21 protein-coding genes and 1 pseudogene are annotated in these 19,196 nt (G+C 63.6%); 11 read left to right on the top strand and 11 right to left on the bottom strand.

Annotated features, from left to right (window positions below):
• Window positions 1-89: 89 nt before the first annotated feature.
• Complete coding sequence (locus IMX18_RS13845; protein ID WP_217190858.1) at window positions 90-1,061, bottom strand: GlxA family transcriptional regulator; 972 nt, start codon at window positions 1,059-1,061, stop codon at window positions 90-92.
• Between the two features lie 130 nt (window positions 1,062-1,191).
• Here IMX18_RS13845 and IMX18_RS13840 point away from each other — a divergent pair, with 130 nt between their 5' ends.
• Complete coding sequence (locus IMX18_RS13840; protein ID WP_015269928.1) at window positions 1,192-1,833, top strand: HD domain-containing protein; 642 nt, start codon at window positions 1,192-1,194, stop codon at window positions 1,831-1,833.
• Between the two features lie 116 nt (window positions 1,834-1,949).
• Here IMX18_RS13840 and IMX18_RS13835 read toward each other — a convergent pair whose 3' ends face one another.
• From IMX18_RS13835 to IMX18_RS13825, 3 genes are all read right to left on the bottom strand, one after another.
• Window positions 1,950-2,936 (bottom strand): 5'-nucleotidase, encoded by a 987-nt coding sequence (locus IMX18_RS13835; protein WP_217190856.1) that lies wholly within the window; start codon window positions 2,934-2,936, stop codon window positions 1,950-1,952.
• Between the two features lie 82 nt (window positions 2,937-3,018).
• Window positions 3,019-3,510 (bottom strand): DUF1543 domain-containing protein, encoded by a 492-nt coding sequence (locus IMX18_RS13830; protein WP_013972028.1) that lies wholly within the window; start codon window positions 3,508-3,510, stop codon window positions 3,019-3,021.
• A gap of 194 nt (window positions 3,511-3,704) precedes the next feature.
• Window positions 3,705-4,613 (bottom strand): LysR family transcriptional regulator, encoded by a 909-nt coding sequence (locus IMX18_RS13825; protein WP_061302498.1) that lies wholly within the window; start codon window positions 4,611-4,613, stop codon window positions 3,705-3,707.
• 94 nt (window positions 4,614-4,707) lie between these two features.
• Here IMX18_RS13825 and IMX18_RS13820 point away from each other — a divergent pair, with 94 nt between their 5' ends.
• A complete protein-coding gene (locus IMX18_RS13820) occupies window positions 4,708-5,883 on the top strand; it encodes an MFS transporter (RefSeq protein ID WP_191472879.1) in 1,176 nt (391 codons plus the stop codon).
• A gap of 130 nt (window positions 5,884-6,013) precedes the next feature.
• Here IMX18_RS13820 and IMX18_RS13815 read toward each other — a convergent pair whose 3' ends face one another.
• Window positions 6,014-6,637: a glutathione S-transferase family protein gene (locus IMX18_RS13815; protein ID WP_217190854.1), complete on the bottom strand. Its 624-nt coding sequence runs from the start codon at window positions 6,635-6,637 to the stop codon at window positions 6,014-6,016.
• Between the two features lie 197 nt (window positions 6,638-6,834).
• On the opposite strand from IMX18_RS13815, the gene IMX18_RS13810 reads away from it, so the two are divergent.
• Window positions 6,835-7,137, top strand: a complete 303-nt coding sequence (locus IMX18_RS13810) for a DUF3077 domain-containing protein (RefSeq protein ID WP_015269932.1) — start codon at window positions 6,835-6,837, stop codon at window positions 7,135-7,137.
• Window positions 7,138-7,215: 78 nt separating this feature from the next.
• On the top strand, window positions 7,216-7,938 hold the full coding sequence (locus tag IMX18_RS13805; protein WP_015269933.1) for a hypothetical protein: 723 nt from the start codon (window positions 7,216-7,218) through the stop codon (window positions 7,936-7,938).
• 99 nt (window positions 7,939-8,037) lie between these two features.
• On the opposite strand, the gene IMX18_RS13800 is transcribed toward IMX18_RS13805, so the two are convergent.
• The 3 genes and pseudogenes from IMX18_RS13800 to IMX18_RS28500 form a co-directional block, all read right to left on the bottom strand.
• The gene (locus IMX18_RS13800) at window positions 8,038-8,517 is read right to left on the bottom strand and encodes an REP-associated tyrosine transposase (RefSeq protein ID WP_217190852.1); all 480 of its coding nucleotides are present in this window, start codon (window positions 8,515-8,517) and stop codon (window positions 8,038-8,040) included.
• A 256-nt stretch (window positions 8,518-8,773) separates the two neighbouring features.
• Entirely contained in the window at window positions 8,774-9,316 is a 543-nt protein-coding gene (locus IMX18_RS13795) for a WYL domain-containing protein (protein ID WP_217190851.1), read from the bottom strand.
• Window positions 9,317-9,818: 502 nt separating this feature from the next.
• Window positions 9,819-9,929, bottom strand: a pseudogene (locus IMX18_RS28500) (oxidoreductase); the annotation flags it as partial.
• Window positions 9,930-10,051: 122 nt separating this feature from the next.
• Here IMX18_RS28500 and IMX18_RS13785 point away from each other — a divergent pair.
• From IMX18_RS13785 to IMX18_RS13770, 4 genes are all read left to right on the top strand, one after another.
• The gene (locus tag IMX18_RS13785; RefSeq protein WP_025338595.1) at window positions 10,052-11,245 is read left to right on the top strand and encodes an MFS transporter; all 1,194 of its coding nucleotides are present in this window, start codon (window positions 10,052-10,054) and stop codon (window positions 11,243-11,245) included.
• A gap of 30 nt (window positions 11,246-11,275) precedes the next feature.
• Window positions 11,276-12,382 (top strand): alkene reductase, encoded by a 1,107-nt coding sequence (locus tag IMX18_RS13780; protein WP_217190850.1) that lies wholly within the window; start codon window positions 11,276-11,278, stop codon window positions 12,380-12,382.
• Window positions 12,383-12,625: 243 nt separating this feature from the next.
• Entirely contained in the window at window positions 12,626-12,871 is a 246-nt protein-coding gene (locus IMX18_RS13775; RefSeq protein ID WP_013972043.1) for a type II toxin-antitoxin system Phd/YefM family antitoxin, read from the top strand.
• Complete coding sequence (locus tag IMX18_RS13770) at window positions 12,861-13,142, top strand: type II toxin-antitoxin system RelE family toxin (RefSeq protein WP_217190849.1); 282 nt, start codon at window positions 12,861-12,863, stop codon at window positions 13,140-13,142. The genes IMX18_RS13775 and IMX18_RS13770 overlap by 11 nt, the downstream gene beginning before the upstream one ends.
• Before the next feature lie 15 nt (window positions 13,143-13,157).
• Here the strand turns inward: IMX18_RS13770 and IMX18_RS13765 are convergent, their stop codons facing one another.
• The 3 genes from IMX18_RS13765 to IMX18_RS13755 form a co-directional block, all read right to left on the bottom strand.
• Window positions 13,158-13,790, bottom strand: coding sequence for a BRCT domain-containing protein (locus tag IMX18_RS13765; protein WP_015269938.1), 633 nt, complete (start codon window positions 13,788-13,790; stop codon window positions 13,158-13,160).
• Between the two features lie 16 nt (window positions 13,791-13,806).
• Window positions 13,807-14,202 carry a hypothetical protein gene (locus IMX18_RS13760; protein WP_023662326.1) on the bottom strand — a complete coding sequence of 132 codons (396 nt, stop codon included), beginning with the start codon at window positions 14,200-14,202 and terminating at the stop codon, window positions 13,807-13,809.
• Window positions 14,203-14,290: 88 nt separating this feature from the next.
• On the bottom strand, window positions 14,291-15,199 hold the full coding sequence (locus IMX18_RS13755) for a LysR family transcriptional regulator (RefSeq protein WP_013972045.1): 909 nt from the start codon (window positions 15,197-15,199) through the stop codon (window positions 14,291-14,293).
• Window positions 15,200-15,490: 291 nt separating this feature from the next.
• Here IMX18_RS13755 and IMX18_RS13750 point away from each other — a divergent pair, with 291 nt between their 5' ends.
• The 3 genes from IMX18_RS13750 to IMX18_RS13740 are packed head-to-tail and all read left to right on the top strand — an operon-like array spanning window position 15,491 to window position 19,089.
• The gene (locus IMX18_RS13750; RefSeq protein ID WP_039613369.1) at window positions 15,491-16,795 is read left to right on the top strand and encodes an MFS transporter; all 1,305 of its coding nucleotides are present in this window, start codon (window positions 15,491-15,493) and stop codon (window positions 16,793-16,795) included.
• 30 nt (window positions 16,796-16,825) lie between these two features.
• Entirely contained in the window at window positions 16,826-18,067 is a 1,242-nt protein-coding gene (locus IMX18_RS13745) for a Zn-dependent hydrolase (RefSeq protein WP_217190848.1), read from the top strand.
• Entirely contained in the window at window positions 18,067-19,089 is a 1,023-nt protein-coding gene (locus IMX18_RS13740) for a histone deacetylase family protein (protein ID WP_015269942.1), read from the top strand. Before IMX18_RS13745 ends, IMX18_RS13740 begins: the two co-directional genes overlap by 1 nt.
• Window positions 19,090-19,196 lie beyond the last annotated feature (107 nt).

Genomic DNA, 19,196 nt, shown 5'->3' with positions numbered 1-19,196 from the left:
CGGCGCTGCAAGCCGCAACCACAGGCAACGCTCCTCGGCCGGGACGCAAAAGCGTACCCGGCGCGAGCGCACGCACACCACGGTTCATTTCAGCCCGACCGCCCAAACCGCTTGCGATACTCCGCCGGCGTAACCCCCACATGCTTCACGAACGCCCGCCGCAACGTATCCGCATTGGCAAACCCGCACAGCGCCGCCACCTGCTTCGGTGGCTCCCGCCCAGTCTCCAGCCGCGCCCGCGCAGCATTCACCCGCGCCAGCTCCACCCACGCGGCCGGGGTCATCCCCACATCACTCTGAAACACCCGTGCAAAATGCCTCGGGCTCAGCCCAACCCGCGCAGCCAGGCTGGCAACCCCGTGGTCCACTGCAGGGTTGGCGGCCACGTAACGCTGCAACCCCTGCAATGCCGAACGCCCGACCGGTGATGTCCCACCTTGCCGGCTGAACTGCAGCTGCCCGCCAGGCCGCTTGAAGTACATCACCAGATGCCCGGCCACCTGCCTGGCAATGTCGCGCCCCAGATCCTCTTCGACCAACGTCAGCGCCAGGTCCAACCCGGCCGTTACCCCCGCAGCGGTACGCAGGTTGCCGTCATGCACCTGAATGGCATCGGCATCCACCTGCACCCGCGGATAACGCTCGGCCAACGGCTGTGCCACGGCCCAATGGGTGGTCACACGCCGTTCATCCAGCAACCCGGCAGCCGCCAGGGCAAGCGCCCCCGTGCACACCGAGCCGTAACGCCGGCAAGCACCCGCGCGTTGCCGCAGCCAGTCGAGAATGCCGGGGCGCAGGTATTGCTCGGCAGCCTGCGGTGTGCCGGCGACCAGCAGGGTGTCGATGGCTTCCAGGTCTTCGCCGATCCAGCCGTCGGCGACCAGGCGTGTACCGGAAGAGCTCACCAGCGGCCCCGGTTCGCAAGCCAGCAACAGCAGGCGATAGGCGTCACGGCCGGCCTGGCGGTTGGCTTCGGCGAATACATCGAGCGGGCCGCAGGCATCCAGCAGTTGTACGCCGGGCATGGCCAGTATGGCGACCGTGATGGGGGCAGAGGGCATGGTGGCTCCGGGCGTTGCGCCGCAAGTCCGTAATCCGCCGACAATGGCAGTATTTGGCTGTACAAGTCAATTGAGGACATTGGCCCATGACCGCAGACTGGGCTCGTCATCAACCCACCCAGGAGCGACCATGTCCTCATCCATCGCCGGTATCCAGGTGCCCGACAGCGCCATGGCTCGGGAAATCACCGAGCTCGTCCGTGACACGGCTTCCCCTTTGCTGTTCCACCACTCCAGCCGGGTGTTCTACTTCGCGGCCCTTGCCGGGCAGCGGCTTGGGCTGCGTTACGACAGTGAACTGCTGTACGCAGGCTGCATGTTCCATGACATGGGCCTGACCCATCAGCACAGCAGCGATTGCTGCCGCTTCGAGGTGGACGGTGCCAATGCGGCGCGCGATTTCCTCCAGCGCCACGGCGTGGACGAGCGCGATGTCGAGCGTGTGTGGACGGCGATCGCGCTGCATACCACGCCGGGCATTCCAGAGCACATGCACCCGCTGATCGCCCTGGTCACGGCGGGGGTGGAGACCGATGTGCTGGGGCTGCACCACGAAGGGCTGGAAATTGCCGCACGGGACGCCGTGGTCCAGGCGCACCCGCGTGGGGAAAGGTTCAAGGAGGCGATCATTCAGGCGTTTTACGACGGCATCCGGCACAAGCCGCAGACCACGTTTGGCAACGTGAAGGCGGATGTGATCGCGGACAAGGAGCCTGCATTCCGGCCTGGGAATTTCTGCAGCGTCATTCGGCAGTCCTGCTGGGCGAGCTGAGTAAAGCGGGCTGGTGCTGCCGGTGTTCGCAGGCCCTGGTGCCTGTCAGCTAAACAGATTGGGGCCGCTTTGCGGCCCTTCGCGGGCGTGCCCGCTCCCACAGGTTGCGCATTAGATCAAACCGGTGCTATCGAAGTGGGAGCTGGCTCGTCGAGCGCAGAGTCCGCCGCCGAGCGCTCGCGATTCGCCACCCCGAACGGCACATGCACCATCGGCAAATCCCCCGCCGGTGATTGCAAATGGCTGCGTTGGTCATCAAAGAACACATGCGGCTTCAGTATCGACAGCACCCTGGGTTTTTCCATCCCGCCCAGAAAGAAGCACTCGTCCGGCGATACGCCCCAGTCCTTCAGCGTCGTCACCACCCGCTCATGCGAAGGGGCATTGCGCGCCGCCACGATGGCAATCCGCAAGATGCGCTTGTACGCCGGGTCTTCGGCCAACTTGCGGTCCTCGAGCATGCGAATCAGCGAAAGCTTGCGGTACAGGTCCGCCAAGGGCCCCGGCGAATGCGGGATCCCCTTGCGCACACGTTCATGCTCCTGAAACTCGTCCAGGTTGTCGTCGCGCTTGTACACGCGCTCGGCCTCGTCATCGGCAATCACCCCGTCAAAGTCGAAGGCCACCCGCAATTCGGTGTCGATCTCGTCATCGTAGATGCGTGTCGGCAGCACCCGCCCGGCCGGGTAGTTGGCGTCGATGGCTTTCTGTACATCTTCCTCGTTGGCACTGAGGAACAGCGAGGCATTGAATGCCGGGATGTACTCGTAGGGCGAGCGGCCCGACATGAATGCCGCGCGGGTGATGTCCAGCTGGTAGTGGTTGATCGAGCGAAACACCCGCAGGCCGGTCTCCGGCGAATTGCGCGACAGCAGCACCACCTCCACCGGCAACTGCTCGGGGAAGGCCTGGTTGATGCTCAGGAAGCGGCGAATGAACGGGAACGCCACGCCCTTGGGGAAGGGTTCGTCCAGGTTCTGCTGCTGGTGCTGACGGTAAGCCTCGACGCCCTCGGTCTGGTAGATGTCGTCCGAGACGGTGAGGTCGAACAGCGCACTCGAAGCAACGCCGATGACCAGTTTCTGTTCGATGGGGTAGGGCATGAAACAACTCCTGCGTGAGCTGAAGGCAAGTGTACCCGTGCGCTGTGACGAAAGCCCTCAGTACCCACAGGCGCTATCGGCATCAGATGAGGATGTAGTCACTACGCACCATCAGCGGCTCATGCGCCCCTTCGACCAGGTGCACGAACTGCCCTGCCACCTGGTCGATCGCCAGGCAGTCGTCGACATCCAGCAAGGCATCGGTATGCGGCTTCAGCCAGTCCGCCTGCATGCGTTGCTTGCCCAGGGCCTTGGCCTCGGTCTTGCTGTGGGCGGTGACCAGCAGGTAGCGGTGGGCCTCGCCGAATACTTCGCGTTCATAACCACCGAGGTTGATGAAGTACAGGCGCAGCGCACCGGGGGCGGGGGCGTGCGGGCGCAGTTCGATGCGCTGGCCGTCGACACCATGCACTTCCAGCCATGAATCGATGTGCAAACCTTTCGGGCTGCCGAACCAGGCCTGGCGCAACTGCGGGTAGGCCTGTTCGAAGGTGTCGGCCAGGGCGAACACCACATCGTGAACTTCGATCTTGGCGCCGGGGTGGCGGCCTCCGAGCATGACGACGTAAAGCATGGGCGGTCCTTTGCATGGTGGATGTAAAAGTGCGGCATTGTACTGCCAGATCAGCGGATGCCGCATGGATCCAGTGGCCCCTTGTAGGAGCGGCCTTGTGTCGCGAAAGGGCCGCAAAGCGGCCCCTGGATTTCAGCAACTGTGCATAGTCTGTTGGGGCTGCTCTGCAGCCCTTTCGCGACACAAGGCCGCTCCTACAAGGCGCTGGGCATGCCTGACAGTTGCTCCACCAGAAAATCCACGAACACCCGCACCCGCGCCGGCATCGCCGGGCCGCCGACGAACACCGCATGGATCGGCTCGCGATCACCGGGGTTGTACGCCTGCAGCAACGGCACCAGCTGCCCGTTGGCCAGGTCATCGGCCACGGTAAAGGTACCGATGCGCGCCACGCCGGCGCCGAGCCTGGCCAACTGCGCCAGGGCCTCGCCGCTGCTGCATTCGATATTGCCCGTCACCTTCAATGAAAACGCCTGCCCGTCGCGACGGAACGGCCAGTCGGGTGCGGCGCGGCGGAAGTTGAAACGCAGGCAGTTGTGCCGGGCCAGGTCCTCTGGCACAAGCGGCGTACCGCAGCGCGCCAGGTACTCGGGCGAGGCGACGATCACCTGGCCGGTTTCGCCAATGGCACGGGCGCTCAACGAGCTGTCCGGCAGGTGGCCGAAGCGCAGCGCCACATCGGCCTGGCCGCCGAGAATGTCGGCCACTTCGTCGCTGAGGGTAAGGTCGACCAGCACCTGCGGGTAGCGCGCGCTGAACGCCGCCAGCAACGGCACCACGGTCAGCCGGCCATGGCCCAGTGCTGCGCTGACCCGCAAGCGCCCGCGGGGCACACCCTGGTCGGTGATGGCCTCTTCCACTTCGAGCATGTCGGCCAGCACCCGCCGTGCACCGCGCAGATACGCTTCGCCCTCAGGCGTGAGGGTGATCGCCCGGGTGGTACGCAGCAGCAGGCGGGTGCCCAGGCGCTGTTCGGTCCGCGCGAGGATGCGGCTCACCGCCGACGGCGTCAGGCCCAGCGCGCGGGCGGCGGCGGACAGGCTACCCTCCTGGGCCACCTTGGCAAAGATTTCCATCTCTCCGGATCTTCCACTGAAGTCCATTTGTGCCTCTTTGGCAAAGGTGGTTCGCAAAAATGCAGTCTAGTGCGGCTCAGCTTCGGATCGTAGCATTTGCAGCACAGATAAGGAGCTTGCCATGCGTATCAATCCACCTCTTGTCGCGCTCGCCATCGGTGCCTTCGGCATCGGTGTCACCGAGTTCGCCCCCATGGGCATGTTACCCAGCATCGCCACCGATCTTGGCGTCTCCATCCCAGCAGCCGGGCTGTTGGTCAGTGCCTATGCAATCGGTGTGCTGATCGGTGCACCGCTGATGACCCTGGCCACGGTGAAGATCCCGCGGCGTTACCTGCTGATCGGGTTGATGGCCATCTTCACCCTCGGCAACCTGATGTCGGCCCTGGCCAGCGACTATGCCAGCCTGCTGGTCGCCCGTGTGGTCACCTCGCTGAACCACGGTGCGTTCTTCGGCATCGGCTCTATCGTCGCGGCCAGCGTGGTGCCGCCCGAGAAGCGCGCCGGTGCCGTGGCCGCCATGTTCATGGGGTTGACCCTGGCCACCATCGGCGGTGTGCCGCTGGCGACCTGGTTCGGTGAAATGCTGGGGTGGCGTATGGCGTTCTGGGGCATCGCCGGGCTCGGCCTGGTGGCAATGACAACCCTCTGGTACGCACTACCCGATGTGCCGTCGCCCAAGGGTGGCGGGGCCATGGCCGAAATCCGCGTGCTGGGCCGCGGGCCGGTGCTGGCGGCATTGCTGCTGACCGTGGTGGGCTCCAGTGCGATGTTCACGGTATTCACCTACATCGCGCCGATCCTGCAGAGCGAGGCGGCAGCGTCCACCACCTTCGTCACGGCCATGCTGGTGTTGTTCGGTGTCGGCCTGACCTTGGGCAACGTGTGGGGTGGCAAGGCCGCGGACCGCTCGATCGACCGTACCCTGATGCTGTCGCTGGCCGTGCTGATTGCGGTGTTGCTGGTGTTCCCGCTGGTGATGGACTGGCCGCTGCCGACTGCGCTGGCGATCCTGGTGTGGGGCGCTGCCAGCTTTGCCCTGGTGCCGCCGCTGCAAATGCGGGTGATGGAGGCGGCCAACGATGCGCCCAACTTGGCGTCGGCGGTGAATATCGGGGCGTTCAACCTGGGTAACGCGATTGGTGCGGCGCTGGGTGGAGCGGTGATCAATGCCGGGCTTGGGTATTCGGCGGTTTCCCTGGCGGGGGCGGCGATGGCGGTTTTGGGCCTGGTGATGGTGCTGCTGTTCGCTTGGCGGGGGCGGGCGGGGGCTGCGGCGAGTCAAGTTGCTGTGTAACAGGTGGAGATCTTCGGGGGCGCTTTGCGCCCCATCGCGACACAAGGCCGCTCCTACAGGAAACCGCGATTCCTTGTAGGAGCGGCCTTGTGTCGCGATGGGCTGCAAGGCAGCCCCACAGTCTTGCCCATCACGGCGTACCGTTGCGGCCATGCAGGTGATAGGCAGGGCGCTCGCTCAGCCGCTCGTAATAGTCGCGCACGGCCGGCAGGTGCGGGTGCTCGAAGGGCGTTTCGAACCAGCGGTTGACCGACAGGCCAATGGGGATGTCGGCCAAGGTGAACTGGCTGCCGGCCACGTAGGCACCGGTGCTTGCCAGCTGGCGGTCGAGAATGTGCATGTAGCGCGCCCAGTCCGCGCAGCCGGCGGCCAGGGCCTGTGGGTCCTGGTGGGCCGGCGAATGCCTGACCAGCGACATGAACGCGTAGCTCCAGGAACGGTTGAGGTCCGAGGCCTGCCAGTCGATCCACTGGTCGATCCTGGCCCGCGCCTGCGCCTCGCCCGGGTAGAACGCGGTGGCACCATAGCGCGTGGCCAGGTAGCGGATGATGCTGTTGGATTCCCACAGGGTGAAGTCGCCATCCTGGATCACCGGGATCATGGCGTTCGGGTTCAACGCAAGGAATTCGGCGCTGTCCGTGGGCTTGAAGCCCGCCCCCCAGTCTTCGCGCTCGAACGCGACCTCGAACTCGGCGCATGCCCACAGGACTTTTCGCACATCGATGGAGGAGGCTCTGCCCAATATCCGTAGCATGATGTTCATCCTTGTGAGGGGGGATTGATCGTCCGTCACTGCCGCTTGCCGGTCAAGAGCCAGCGGGGTGGCGGAGCGTCCTCTTTGTAGGGTTCTTGTAGTCCATTTCCGAAAGTAAGCCTTTCCACCCCCAAGGTTATTGTGGCGGGGCAGGCAGCGCCCTAGTCTCGGCACGCTCGTAACCCGAGGAAATGGACATGGACAAAGACACTCCGAAAGAAAGCGGCAATCTCAATGTCGTGCGTGCAGCGGGCCGTTTTGGCAACGGCGGTGCCGAACTGGTGCAGATGAACGCGCAATTGCCGATGCGCACGGCATTGATGGAGGCCTCGAGCATCATGGGCTGTATTACCGAACTCACCCGCAAGGCCATCGACCGGCCCGGTGACCGCAAGGCGATGATGCAGGCCACGTACTACCTGGCAGGCATGGCCAAGGCGCTGATCGACGGCCAGTTGCAGCAGTTGCGCCAGGCTCGGGGAGGCGAGCAGGAGCCTTAGTCAGGCTTGCCTGGGGACCATGAACTTGGCACCCTTGGTCAGTTTGAATCTCTGTATCACGACAGAAGGAAGTTCGCATTGAGCTGGGACAAGGTGGGGAAACTCCTCGTAGCCGTGCTGCTTGGCCTGATGGTCCTGCTGGCCGCCTATGGGTTGCTCAGGGGTAACCCGCGCCTGGAGGCATCGCTGACCTATGCCTACCTCACCTATCCCAGCCAGTTCAGCGAACGCATCACCAAAGCCAGCGAACAGCTCAAGTACGAGCAGTTGCAGGGGCGTATCAATGCCATCAGCGAGGGTGGGCTGAGCCACGATCAGGTCGAGCGGCTGATCGAAATGGCCCAGGCGCCGTATGCCCAGCTGTTCGCCAAGCCCTTCGAGGCCGGGTTGGTCGACCACCGCACCGGTCTGCTCATCGAGCTGCGCAACCGTGGTGATGCGCAGGTACGCCAGGTGAAAATCCGCCTGCCGGCGAAAGGCCTGGTGCAGGTGCGCGATGCAGCTGGCAATGACACCATCGTGGAAACCTCCACCATGCAAGCGGATATCCCCACCATCGAGCCGGGTGGCGTATGCAAGGTATGGGTGTATTTCGATGCAGACTATTCGCAGATCCGCCAGGGCGGGGTCAGCATCAGTCACGCCGATGGCAAGGCTGACATACAGGTTTACCGCGAGGTCATCGGTTTCCCGGCCTGGGTGGCCCGCTACAGCCGCGAGCTGATGATGCTGCTGGGCGTATTGGCGGCCAGCGTTTTGGGCCTGGGGTATGCCTGCCTGTCGCGCCGTAACCCGCACTGAACGCCTCACCAGTAGGAGCAGCCTTGTGCTGCGAAGAGGCCGGTACTGACTGAACATGTGTACCACCTGTACCGGCCTCTTCGCAGCACAAGGCTGCTCCTACAAGGAGTTGTGCAGGCTGTCAGTGAGCCATACTGCGTCCCAGTGTGGATAATCGCCAATCTCTGCTACCAGGCCAGCCCGCAGAGGGTTGGCAACGATGTATCGGGCTACCTTGCGCACATCATCTACCTGGCGCAGCGCTCGGTCATGAAACCCGCGTTGCCAGACTGGGCCCGGGCTCACGCCCGCCTTGCACAGTGCCGTACCAGATCGCGATTTGAACTGTCGCATCAGGCTGCTCAATGTGACGGCACGCAGCTCCACCAGCCAATGCAAGTGGTCAGGCATCAGCACCCAGGCAAGTGAGCGGCAAGCGCCAAGGCGTTCCGTCTGCCTCAGCTCACTGATGACCAGGCGAGCTGTACGAATATCCTGAAACAGTGGCTTGCGTGCATGGGTGACAGTGGTCAGCAGGTACAGCCTGCCAGGCTCTGAAAAACGCCCCCGACGTAGCCGGTTGGCCTCAGCACGATCCATGTAATCTTCCTCGCATCCGTTCCGTGTGGGATACCTACAATAGAGATCCCAGACGCTACCGACGTTGGCAGATCGTTACCCGTTTTTTCAGTCATACACATTTGTAGGAGCAGCCTTGTGCTGCGAAGAGGCCGGTACGAGCGATACACATGTTTGGTCAGTACCGGCCTCTTCGCAGCACAAGGCTGCTCCTACAGGTCAGTGCCCAATGGCACTGATAGTCAGTGACTCGCCACGGGGTTGGTGTTCTTGCCGGTCAACAACCACCCTCGTGCAGCGCCAGGCTCTGGCGCAACTGCACGAGCATGGCCTGTCGCAATGCCTGCGGCGCCTGCACGCGGATCGAGCCGGCCTGGGACAGCAGCCAGCCCATCAGCGAGCGGTTGTCGTCGACGGTAGCTACCAGGGTGGCACCACCTTCCGCCTGCAGCGTCAGTTGCATATCTGCCGACAGTGGCGACGCCTCAAGGCGCCGGGCAAGGGCATCATCGACCCAGGCGTGCAACTCGACCTGTTCCGCAGGTGAGAGCGCATCGGGCTGCAGCTGTTGCGCTTCGCCAGGGTTCAGGCCCGCTTGCCAGTACCAGCCGTAGGGCATGCCTTTGCTGTTGCACTGCAGCGGGAACAGTGCCGCGAGTTCGACCAGGTCGCGTTCGACCGTGCGTTTGCTGGTGATATGGCCAACGGTGGTCAGGGCGGCCTGCAACTGGGTGGAACTCATCCCCGGGTGACGGCCTGGCAGCAGCTTGAGCAGCTGCCACTGGCGGGCGATGGTGTGGCGGGTAGGGTGGCTGGGCAAAGGGCTCGTCCTTGAAGGCAGGCACGAAGCCTGCCTAAGTAGTGGCGTTTAGCTATTGCTCAGCATACCTTGTAGCAGAATGGGATCCAAGTTTTCGCATTTAGCGTTCAGTCCAGGCGCGTCACCCATTTGCCTGTGCCTTGGCCCTCTTTCAGCTGCCGCAGAGCCTGTGGCAAAGCAGAGAAGGTGAACTCGCGGCGCTGTGGCACCTTCGGGTACCTTGGCCAAGGCCTGCCAGGCGGTCAGGGCGGGGCAGGGCACGGCGGCCGCGGCGGTGTCGCTGAGCGCGCTGTGGATATGCATGACCAGGCTTGCATCGAGCAGGCAGAGCTCGGCAAAACTGCCGTCACGCGCCAGCGATTGGGTGCGGGTCCTTTCGAGACGGGTGTGGGCTGCAAAGCAGCCCCAATTCACTTAGCCGGGGGTTTTCGCCAAGGCTTCCAAGCCACCTTCATAGATGGCCTTGAACAGCGCTTCGGTCGCTTGGTAGCCGGGGTTGAATTCAGATAGCCAGGCTGTCGACCACGCCGCCGTCGACCCGCAGCGCTGCACCGGTGGTGGCGGACGTGCCCGCGAATGCGTCTGTCAGGCAACACAAAAGATTGACTGTTTCGCAACAGCCCAGTCGCAACCTTTGCTTTCAGATCAAAACTCATTGTCCCGCGCCCATCTTTTTCCCATCCCCACGTCCCCCCGAGAATCCACCCATCCCAACCTTCCACAGGTGATTCTCAAATGCCTCTCGCCTTGTTAGCCCTGACCCTGGCGGCCTTCGCCATCGGCACCACGGAGTTCGTGATCGTCGGCCTCATCCCGACCATCGCCAATGACCTGGCAGTGACACTGCCTTCGGCCGGCCTGCTGGTAAGCCTTTACGCCCTCAGCGTCGCCATCGGCGCGCCCCTGCTCACCGCCATGACCGGCCGCGTCCCGCGCAAGCTGCTGCTGGTCGGCCTGATGGCGCTGTTCACCGCCGGTAACCTGGTGGCCTGGCAGGCGCCCAGCTACGAATCGCTGATCATGGCGCGCATCCTCACCGGCCTGGCCCACGGGGTGTTCTTCTCGGTGGGCTCGATCATCGCCACCAGCCTGGTGCCGAAAGAAAAAGCCGCCAGCGCCATCGCCACCATGTTCAGTGGCATGACCGTGGCCTTCGTCACCGGTATCCCGCTGGGTACCTTCATCGGCCAGCACTTCGGCTGGCGCGTGACCTTCCTGGTGGTGGCTGCCTTCGGCCTGGTAGCGCTGCTCGGCGCACTGCTGTTCGTGCCCAAGCGCATCCAGCACAGCCAGCCGGCACCGCTGCTGCGCCAACTGCGGGTGATGCTGCAACCGCGCCTGCTGCTGGTGTATGCCATGACTGCCGTGGGTTACGGCGGCTCGCTGATCGCCTTTACCTTCCTTGCCCCGATCCTGCAGGACATCGCCGGCTTCGGCGCCAACAGCGTCGCCCTGGTGCTGCTCGCCTACGGCGTTTCGGTTGCCCTGGGCAACATCTGGGGCGGCCGCCTGGCCGACCGCAAAGGCCCGGTCAAGGCACTGTCGATCATCTTCCTGCTGCTGGCCGTGGTGCTGCTGGCGCTGACCTTCACCGCGCCGCATCCGGTACTGGTGGTAATCACCGTACTGGCCTGGGGCGCGGTGGCCTTCGGCAATGTGCCGGGCCTGCAGGTGTACGTGGTGCAGCAGGCGGAAAAGGTCGCCCCCGACGCAGTCGACGTGGCGGCCGGTTTCAACATCGCCGCCTTCAACCTGGGTGTGGCCGGTGGCTCCTGGGGCGGTGCCCAGGTGGTGCAACAGCTCGGCCTCGGCCATACCCCATGGATTGCCGCGCTGGTCACCCTCGGTGCCCTGGCCCTGACCCTGTACAGCGGCCGCCTCGACCGCCGCGTACCTGCCCAGCCACAACCTGTCGTCAGCCGCGCCTGACCCCTGATTCGCCTTACGGAGATGCTCGCAATGCCTCAAGATCCGCTGTTCCAACCCCTGCAATTCGGCGCCCTTAACCTGCCCAACCGCGTGCTGATGCCGCCGATGACCCGCTCCCGCGCTGCCCAGCCTGGCGATGTACCGACCGCGCTGATGGCCGAGTACTACGCACAACGCGCCAGTGCCGGGCTGATCGTCAGTGAAGGCACCTGGATCTCGCCACTGGGCAAGGGTTACGCCCGCACCCCGGGTATCCACACCCAGGCGCAGATCGACGGCTGGCGCCTGGTCACCGAGGCTGTGCATGCCGCGGGCGGGCGCATGTTCGCCCAGCTCTGGCACGTCGGCCGCCTCAGCCACAGCAGCCTGCTTGGTGGCCAGGCACCGGTGTCGTCCTCGGCGATGCAGGCCGAAGGCGTGAATGTGTTTATCGACAATGCCGACGGCACGCCAGGTTTTGTCCAGGCTTCCAAGCCGCGCGCGTTGAGCGAAGCGGAAATTGCCGAGATCATCGAGCAGTACCGCCAGGCTGCGCGCAACGCCATGGCCGCCGGTTTTGACGGTGTCGAGTTGCATGCGGCCAACGGATACCTGGTCAACCAGTTCCTCGATTCCGGCGCCAACGACCGCACCGACCGCTTCGGCGGTTCGCTGGAAAACCGCCTGCGTTTCCTCGACCTGGTCACCCGTGCGCTGGTCGAAGGTACCGGCGACGCCCAGCGTGTAGGCGTACGCCTGGCGCCGCTGACCACGCTCAATGGCTGTGTCGATGCCGACCCGGTCACCACCTATACCGCAGCGGCCAAGCGCCTGGGCGAAATCGGCATTGGCTACCTGCACATTGCCGAAGCCGACTGGGATGACGCGCCGGACATGCCGGTGGACTTCAAGCAACAGCTGCGGGCGGTGTTCCCCGGGGTGATGGTGTATGCCGGCAAATACACCGGCGAACGTGCACGGCGTGCGCTGGAGGAGGGCTGGGCTGACCTGGTCGGCTTCGGCCGGCCATTCGTGGCCAACCCGGACCTGCCGGCGCGGCTGAAGCTGAATGCGCCCCTGGCCGAGCACGAACGGGCCACGCTGTTCGGTGGTGATGCCCATGGCCTGACCGACTATCCGGTCATGGCAACAGCCTGACCCCGACCGCTCCTCATGGAACTGCAAATGACTCATTGAGTTAGCAGGGACCCTGTGGGAGCGGCTTTAGCCGCGAACACCGGCGCAGCCGGTGCCATGCACCGCGTTGGATTCAAAGGGCTGGGCGATCTCCCACAAAGACGGCATTTCGCCTGTCGTGTCTCACCTCTGTGCTTGAGCAGTGACGACTTGTTTGTGTCCTATATATGGACCAAAATATGGCTCTCTATTGAGGGTGCAAACATGCAAAACATATTCGCTGACGTGGCCGTAAGCGTGTCGGAACTGAAAAAGAACCCATCCGCGGTGATGACCGGCGCTGCGGGTATGCCCGTCGCCGTGCTCAATCACAACCGCGTGATGGGTTACATGGTGCCGGCCGAACTGTACGAGGCCATGATGGAGCGCTTGGAAGATCTCGAATTGAGCGAACTGGCCAAGTCGAGGTTGGGTGAAAAAGGCGTACCGGTTTCCCTGGATGACCTATGAACTCGAATTCCTGCCTTCGGCACTGAAAGAGTGGGGCAAGCTAGGCCACACCGTGCGCGAACAGATCAAGAAAAAACTCGCCGAGCGCCTGCAGTCACCCAAGGTACAGGCCGACGCGCTGCGTGACCTGCCGAACCACTACAAAATCAAGCTCAAGGCCTCTGGATATCGCCTCGTCTATCGAGTCGAGGAGGAGCGTATCGTTGTAGTGGTGGTATCGGTTGGCAAGCGCGAGCGTAGCGAGGTGTATCGATCCGCTCAGAAGCGGTAAACGCCATCATGGCCATCAACCAAACGCCGCACGCTGCCAATGCGCCTCGCTTATGATCGCAATGTTCGCACCCGCTTCCCTGATTTCCACGGCTTTCTTGATCTTCGTGCCATAACTGCTGTGCAGCCACTGCTCGTTGCCAATACTGCCAATGACCAGGTAGTGGGTCTTCTTGTTCACCCCCGCGGCGATTGAACCCCCACGTTCGACTACCAGCGCTTCGCATGCTTTGCGAGGCCCGTAAGCCATTGTGCCGGTAAACAGGAACATGCGGCCTGTCCACTCCAGTGTGGGTTCGGGGTTATCGAGTGGCAGTGAGGTGGGTGAAGAGAATGGGTTGTCGCTGCAGCGCGGCTTGCCGGTGAACTGCTGCAATAGCTCAAGCAGTTCAGCCGACTCGGCAGCATCCAGCATATTGTCCTTGAGCATGTCGCTCAGGCGCCGGTACAGCAAATTGATGACCGGATCCTCAAGATGAACGAGTTGCTGCTCCATCCATCCTTTGAGGAACTCGGCTTCTTGTTGATTGACCTGATTGTCAGCAGTCAGGCCCGCAGCGATTCCAATCAACCCATCAACCGAGCGCTGCGCGATCCGCGCTTCGTGAAAAAAGCGGCTGTTCTGAAATTCCTGATGAAGATCGACCATTCCCTGTTCCTCGTTGCTATTCCATCAGCATCACAGCGTTGGCGTATTTTTCCTGGTCCGGTGTGAACGTTGTCAGCATGCCGGTGTGATTACAGGTCAGGGTGAGCTCTGTTCGCGTATCGATGAACAGATCCTCGCCGCGAAGGCCCTGCCATTGCGCCAGGTACTTGAACGAACCGTACTTCATCGGTTTCTTCAATGCGCGATCATGGCCACCTTTCCAACCTAGCACCGGGAGCGCGCCATCGGCGCAGTGCCGGGCAAGTTCTGGCTGGGCCAGAGCCCGCTCACGGCCAATCTCCCAGCAGCGGATCAAGCCCTCGTCGGGCCCCTTCCATGCTTCTTCCCAGGTGATCAAGGGGCGGATGGGGTGATGAATGGGGCGTCGAATGACCCCGGTAGCTCGATCCATGACTGAGATTGTCCGTAATGTTCAGTTGGTCTGGATGCTACTAATTGGCCACTATCGTGTCCAGTGCTCGCCGACCCCAGCTCTGCGTTCAGTCAAGGCTGTGCTGCAACGCCTCGATAAACACCTCTTCCGCGCGGCTGAAGCGCTGCTCCCTGTTCCACAACAGGTGAATATCCACATCGGCAATCCCTTCCTGCGGCGGCAGCTTCCACAACAACCCGGCGTCTACATCCGGCGCTACCACATGCTCGGGCAGGCAACCTATGCCAAACCCGGCAATAACCAGCCGGCGTACCTCCTCAAGGCTTGGTGACGATGCCACGATCCGCCCGGCAAACCCCTGCTGGTCGCGGAAAATGGTCAGGGGCGACAGCATGCCGCCAATCTGGTCACTGGTGAAACTGACGAAGTTCTCGCGCTGCAGATCGCCCTCGTCCTGGCCAAATAATGCGTGGTGCTTGCCACAGAAGAACGCATAGCGCTGGCGCAGGAACAACCGTTGCTCCAGCCGTGGCTGCGCACGCCGGTTAAGGCTGAGGCCCGCCGTGGCGGTTTTTTCCTGCAGGGCGGCAACGATGTCGGAGCTGCGCATCACGTCGATCTCCAGCTCCACCCGCGGGTGCTGGCGGTGGAAGTCGGCGAGGAAGTCGTCGAAGTGTTCGTTGACGATACGGCTGATCATCAGCAGGCGTACCTTGCCCACCAGTTCGTCCGCCGGCTGCTCCAGCAAGCCGCCGATCTGCGACATCTGCCCATAGACCTCGCCAGCCAGCTGGAACAGCTGCTCGCCCATTTCCGTCAGCACGAAGCGCGGCCCGCGGCGGGCGATGAGCTGGCGGCCAAGCTGTTCTTCAAGGCGCTTGAGCGCCTGGCTCACTGCCGGCTGGGTGAGGTGCAGGCGGGCGGCCGCACGGCTGATGGACAGCTCCTGGCCGATGACCCGGAAGGTGCGCAGCAGGTTCCAGTCGAGGCGGTCGTTGAGCAGACGGTCGGGCATGGCAGGGCTCGATAATAAGCAAGGCTAATATTTCGAATAATAAATAGAAAATTGACTAATCATAGCCCCGGGCCGATAAATCGCAGGTATCGAGGCCTGCCGAGTCGGTGTTGGATTCTTCGCGGGCTTGCCCGCTCCCACAGGGTTACCACAAGTTTCGAATGCTGCGCAGTACCTGTGGGAGCGGGCGAGCCCGCGAAGAATCCAACACCGATTCAACAGGCCAAGCGCCACAAGAGCGCCCCCGTGCCCCTGACAACTCCTGCCAGAACAACAAGCAAAGGAGCCCCCATGAAGCCCACCGCTTCCCCCCAGCCACGCCGTGCCGCCGCCGCCGCGTTCATCGGCACCATGATCGAGTGGTACGACTTCTACATCTACGCCACCGCCGCCGCCCTGGTGTTCGGCGCGCTGTTCTTCCCCTCCGACAACAGCCTGTTCAGCACCATGGCCGCGTTCGGCACCTTCGCCGTTGGCTTCTTCGCCCGGCCGCTGGGGGGCATCGTCTTCGGCCACGTGGGCGACCGTATCGGCCGCAAGAAGTCGCTGGTCATCACCTTGCTGATGATGGGCATCGTCACCGTGGGCATCGGCCTGCTGCCGACCTACGCACAAATCGGCGCCAGCGCGCCGGTACTGCTGATCCTGCTGCGCATCGTCCAGGGCATTGCCGTGGGCGGTGAGTGGGGCGGGGCGGTGCTGATGGCCGGTGAACATGCACCCAAGGGCCGGCGCAACTTCTTTGCCTCGTTCGCCCAACTGGGCAGCCCGGCGGGCCTGATCCTGTCGCTGCTGGCCTTTGGCGCGGTCACCCGCCTGCCGGAAGAAGACCTGATGAACTGGGGCTGGCGCGTGCCGTTCCTGGCCAGCGCGCTGTTGCTGCTGGTGGGCCTGGCGATTCGCCTGGGGGTGAATGAGTCGCCCGAGTTCATCGCCAGCCGCGAGCAGGCGGAAAAGGCCCGGCGCAAGGAGCAGGCACCGGTATTCGAAGTGCTGCGCACGGCCTGGCGCCCGCTGTTGCTGTGCATCGGTGCCAATACCCTGGGTATTGCCGGGGTCTACTTCACCAACACCTTCATGATCAGCTACACCACCACGCAATTGCACCTGGAGCGCTCCTTGATCCTGGAGTGCCTGTTCTTCGTGGCGATCATCCAGTTCTGCGTGCAGCCGTTGGCCGCCTGGCTATCGGAAAAAATCGGCGCCACCCGCTTCCTGGCCCTGGTCGCGTTGCTGGCGATGGCCTCGCCTTACCCGATGTTCGTGCTGGTCAGCTCGGGCCAGGGCCCGTTGATCGTGCTCGGCATCGCGCTGGCCGCAGCGTGCATGGCGTCGTTCTACGCGGTGATCGCCGGCTATGTCAGCGGCATGTTCGACACCCGCGTGCGCTACACCGCCATATCCCTGGCCTACCAGATCTGCGGCGCCATCGCGGGCGGCCTGACCCCGCTGATCGGTACCTGGCTGGCCCACACCTTCACCGGCCAATGGTGGCCGATGGCGGTGTTCTACACCTTGATCGCAACCATTTCGCTGGTCTGCGTGCTCGCCCTGGCGCGCCAGTACGCCCGCAGCCAGCGCCTGGAACTGGCCTGATCGAACCGCTTTTTTCTGGAGTACCCGCACATGTTGAAAAGCAATGGCGAACGCCTGTGGGCGAGCCTGATGGCCATGGCCGAAATCGGCGCTACCGCCCGTGGCGGCAGCTGCCGCCTGGCCCTGAGCGACGAGGACAAGGCTGGCCGTGAACTGTTCAGCCACTGGTGCCGCGAAGCCGGCCTGACGCTGACTGTGGATGCCATCGGCAACCTGTTCGCCCGCCGCGCTGGCAGCGACCCCGATGCAGCGCCGGTGATGATGGGCAGCCACCTCGACACCCAACCTGAGGGCGGCCGTTTCGATGGCGTCTACGGTGTGCTGGCAGGCCTTGAAGTGGTGCGCCGGCTCAATGACCTGAACATCCAGACGCGCAAACCGCTGGAAATCGCCGTATGGACCAACGAGGAGGGCGCCCGCTTCACCCCGGCCATGTTCGGTTCGGCGGTGTTCACCGGTACCCTGGCGCTGGACGAAGCGCTGGCCATTCGCGATGCCGATGGCATCAGCGTCGCCGACGAACTGCAGCGCACCGGTTACGCCGGCCGGCGCCCGCTGGGTGGCCGAGTCGATGCCTATTTCGAGGCCCACATCGAGCAAGGCCCGATCCTTGAAGACAACGCCAAGGCCATTGGCGTGGTCAGCGGCGGGCAGGCCATCCGATGGCTCGACGTCACGGTCGAAGGCATGGCCGCGCACGCCGGTACCACGCCGATGCCACTGCGCAAGGATGCCCTGTTCGGCACCGCGCGGATGATCCAGGCAGTCGAGCAACTGGCTGCCGATTTTGCCCCTGAAGGCCTGACCACGGTGGGTGAACTGTCCATCGCCAAGTCCTCGCGCAACACCATTCCGGGGCTGCTGCAGTTCACAGTCGACCTGCGTCATCACCGGGACGAAGCCATCGAGGCGATGGAACGCGAGCTGACGTTGAAGCTGCAAGCCATCGCCAATCAACGCGGGTTGCAGGTGCGTATCGAGCGCCACTGGACAAGCCCGGCCACGCCATTCGATGCCGATTGCGTAGCCGCCGTGCAGCAGGCGGTGGATGGCCTGGGCTATGCCCAGCAGTCGATCGTCAGCGGTGCCGGCCACGACGCCATCCTGCTGGCCCGCTACTGCCCGACCGCCATGGTGTTCATCCCCTGTGTCGGCGGCTTGAGCCACAACGAAGCCGAAGACGTGTTGCCCGACGACGCCCGCCAGGGTGCCGATGTACTGCTCAATGCCGTGCTGGCCCGCGCGGGCATTGTCGAACAAGGAGAAGCCTGATGCGTTGCTACTTCCACCCCGAACAGCTGCTGCACCACCCACGCAGCTACTACTCGCGCGGCGCCATGCGCACCCCGCAGGAAGTCCCCGAGCGTGCCCAGCGCCTGCTGCAGGCGGCCAAGGATCTGGGCTTCGACATCCGCCAGCCTGAGGACGCCGGCCTCGAGCCGCTCAAGGCAGTGCATGGCGAGGCCTACCTGGCCTTCCTCGAAGAGGCCCATGCGCGCTGGAAGGAAGTGCCCGAGGACTGGGGCGACGAGGTCATGTCCAACATCTTCGTGCGTGAACCCAACGCCTTGCGCGGCATCCTCGCCCAGGCCGGGCGCTATCTGGCTGACGGCAGCTGCCCTGTAGGCGAACACACCTGGCGCTCGGCCTATTGGTCTGCGCAAAGCGCAGTAGCCGGTGCCAAGGCCATTCTCGACGGCGAGCCGGCGGCCTATGCCCTGTGCCGACCGCCAGGCCACCATGCGCGCTTCGATGCGGCCGGTGGTTTCTGTTACCTCAACAACGCCGCTGTCGCTGCCCAGGCCTTGCGCAGCCGCTACAGCCGCGTGGCCATCCTCGATACCGACATGCACCACGGGCAGGGGATTCAGGAAATCTTCTACGACCGCCGGGATGTGCTGTATGTATCGGTGCATGGCGACCCCACCAACTTCTACCCGGGTGTGGCCGGGTTCGCGGACGAGCGTGGCAGCGGTGCGGGGGAGGGGTACAACCTCAACTTGCCGATGGCGCATGGGGCTAGCGAAGCGGACTTCATGGGCCAGCTGGAGGTTGCGCTGGCTGCAGTGAAGGACTTCGGCGCCGAGGTGCTGGTGTTGTCGCTGGGGTTCGATATCTACGAACTCGACCCGCAGAGCAAGGTGGCGGTGACGACTGAAGGGTTTGCGGTATTGGGCGAGCGGATTCGGGCGATGCGCTTGCCGTGCCTGATCGTGCAGGAAGGGGGGTATCACCTGGAGAGCCTGGAGGCGAATGCGCAGGCGTTTTTTGCCGACAAGGCGGACTGGCGATAACGTAGTGTCGGGGCTGACAGGTGCTTGCCTTGACAGTTTCAGCGCCTATGAGATCGAGCGCCGCCCGCGCGGCGCTCGATCTCATAGGCGCTGAAGGTGTTGTGGCG

Origin of the sequence: Pseudomonas shirazica, assembly GCF_015168335.1 — a bacterium.
GTDB lineage: Bacteria > Pseudomonadota > Gammaproteobacteria > Pseudomonadales > Pseudomonadaceae > Aquipseudomonas > Aquipseudomonas asiatica.
Note: the sequence above shows the minus strand (reverse complement) of the source record. Positions and strands in the feature narration are given on the sequence as shown.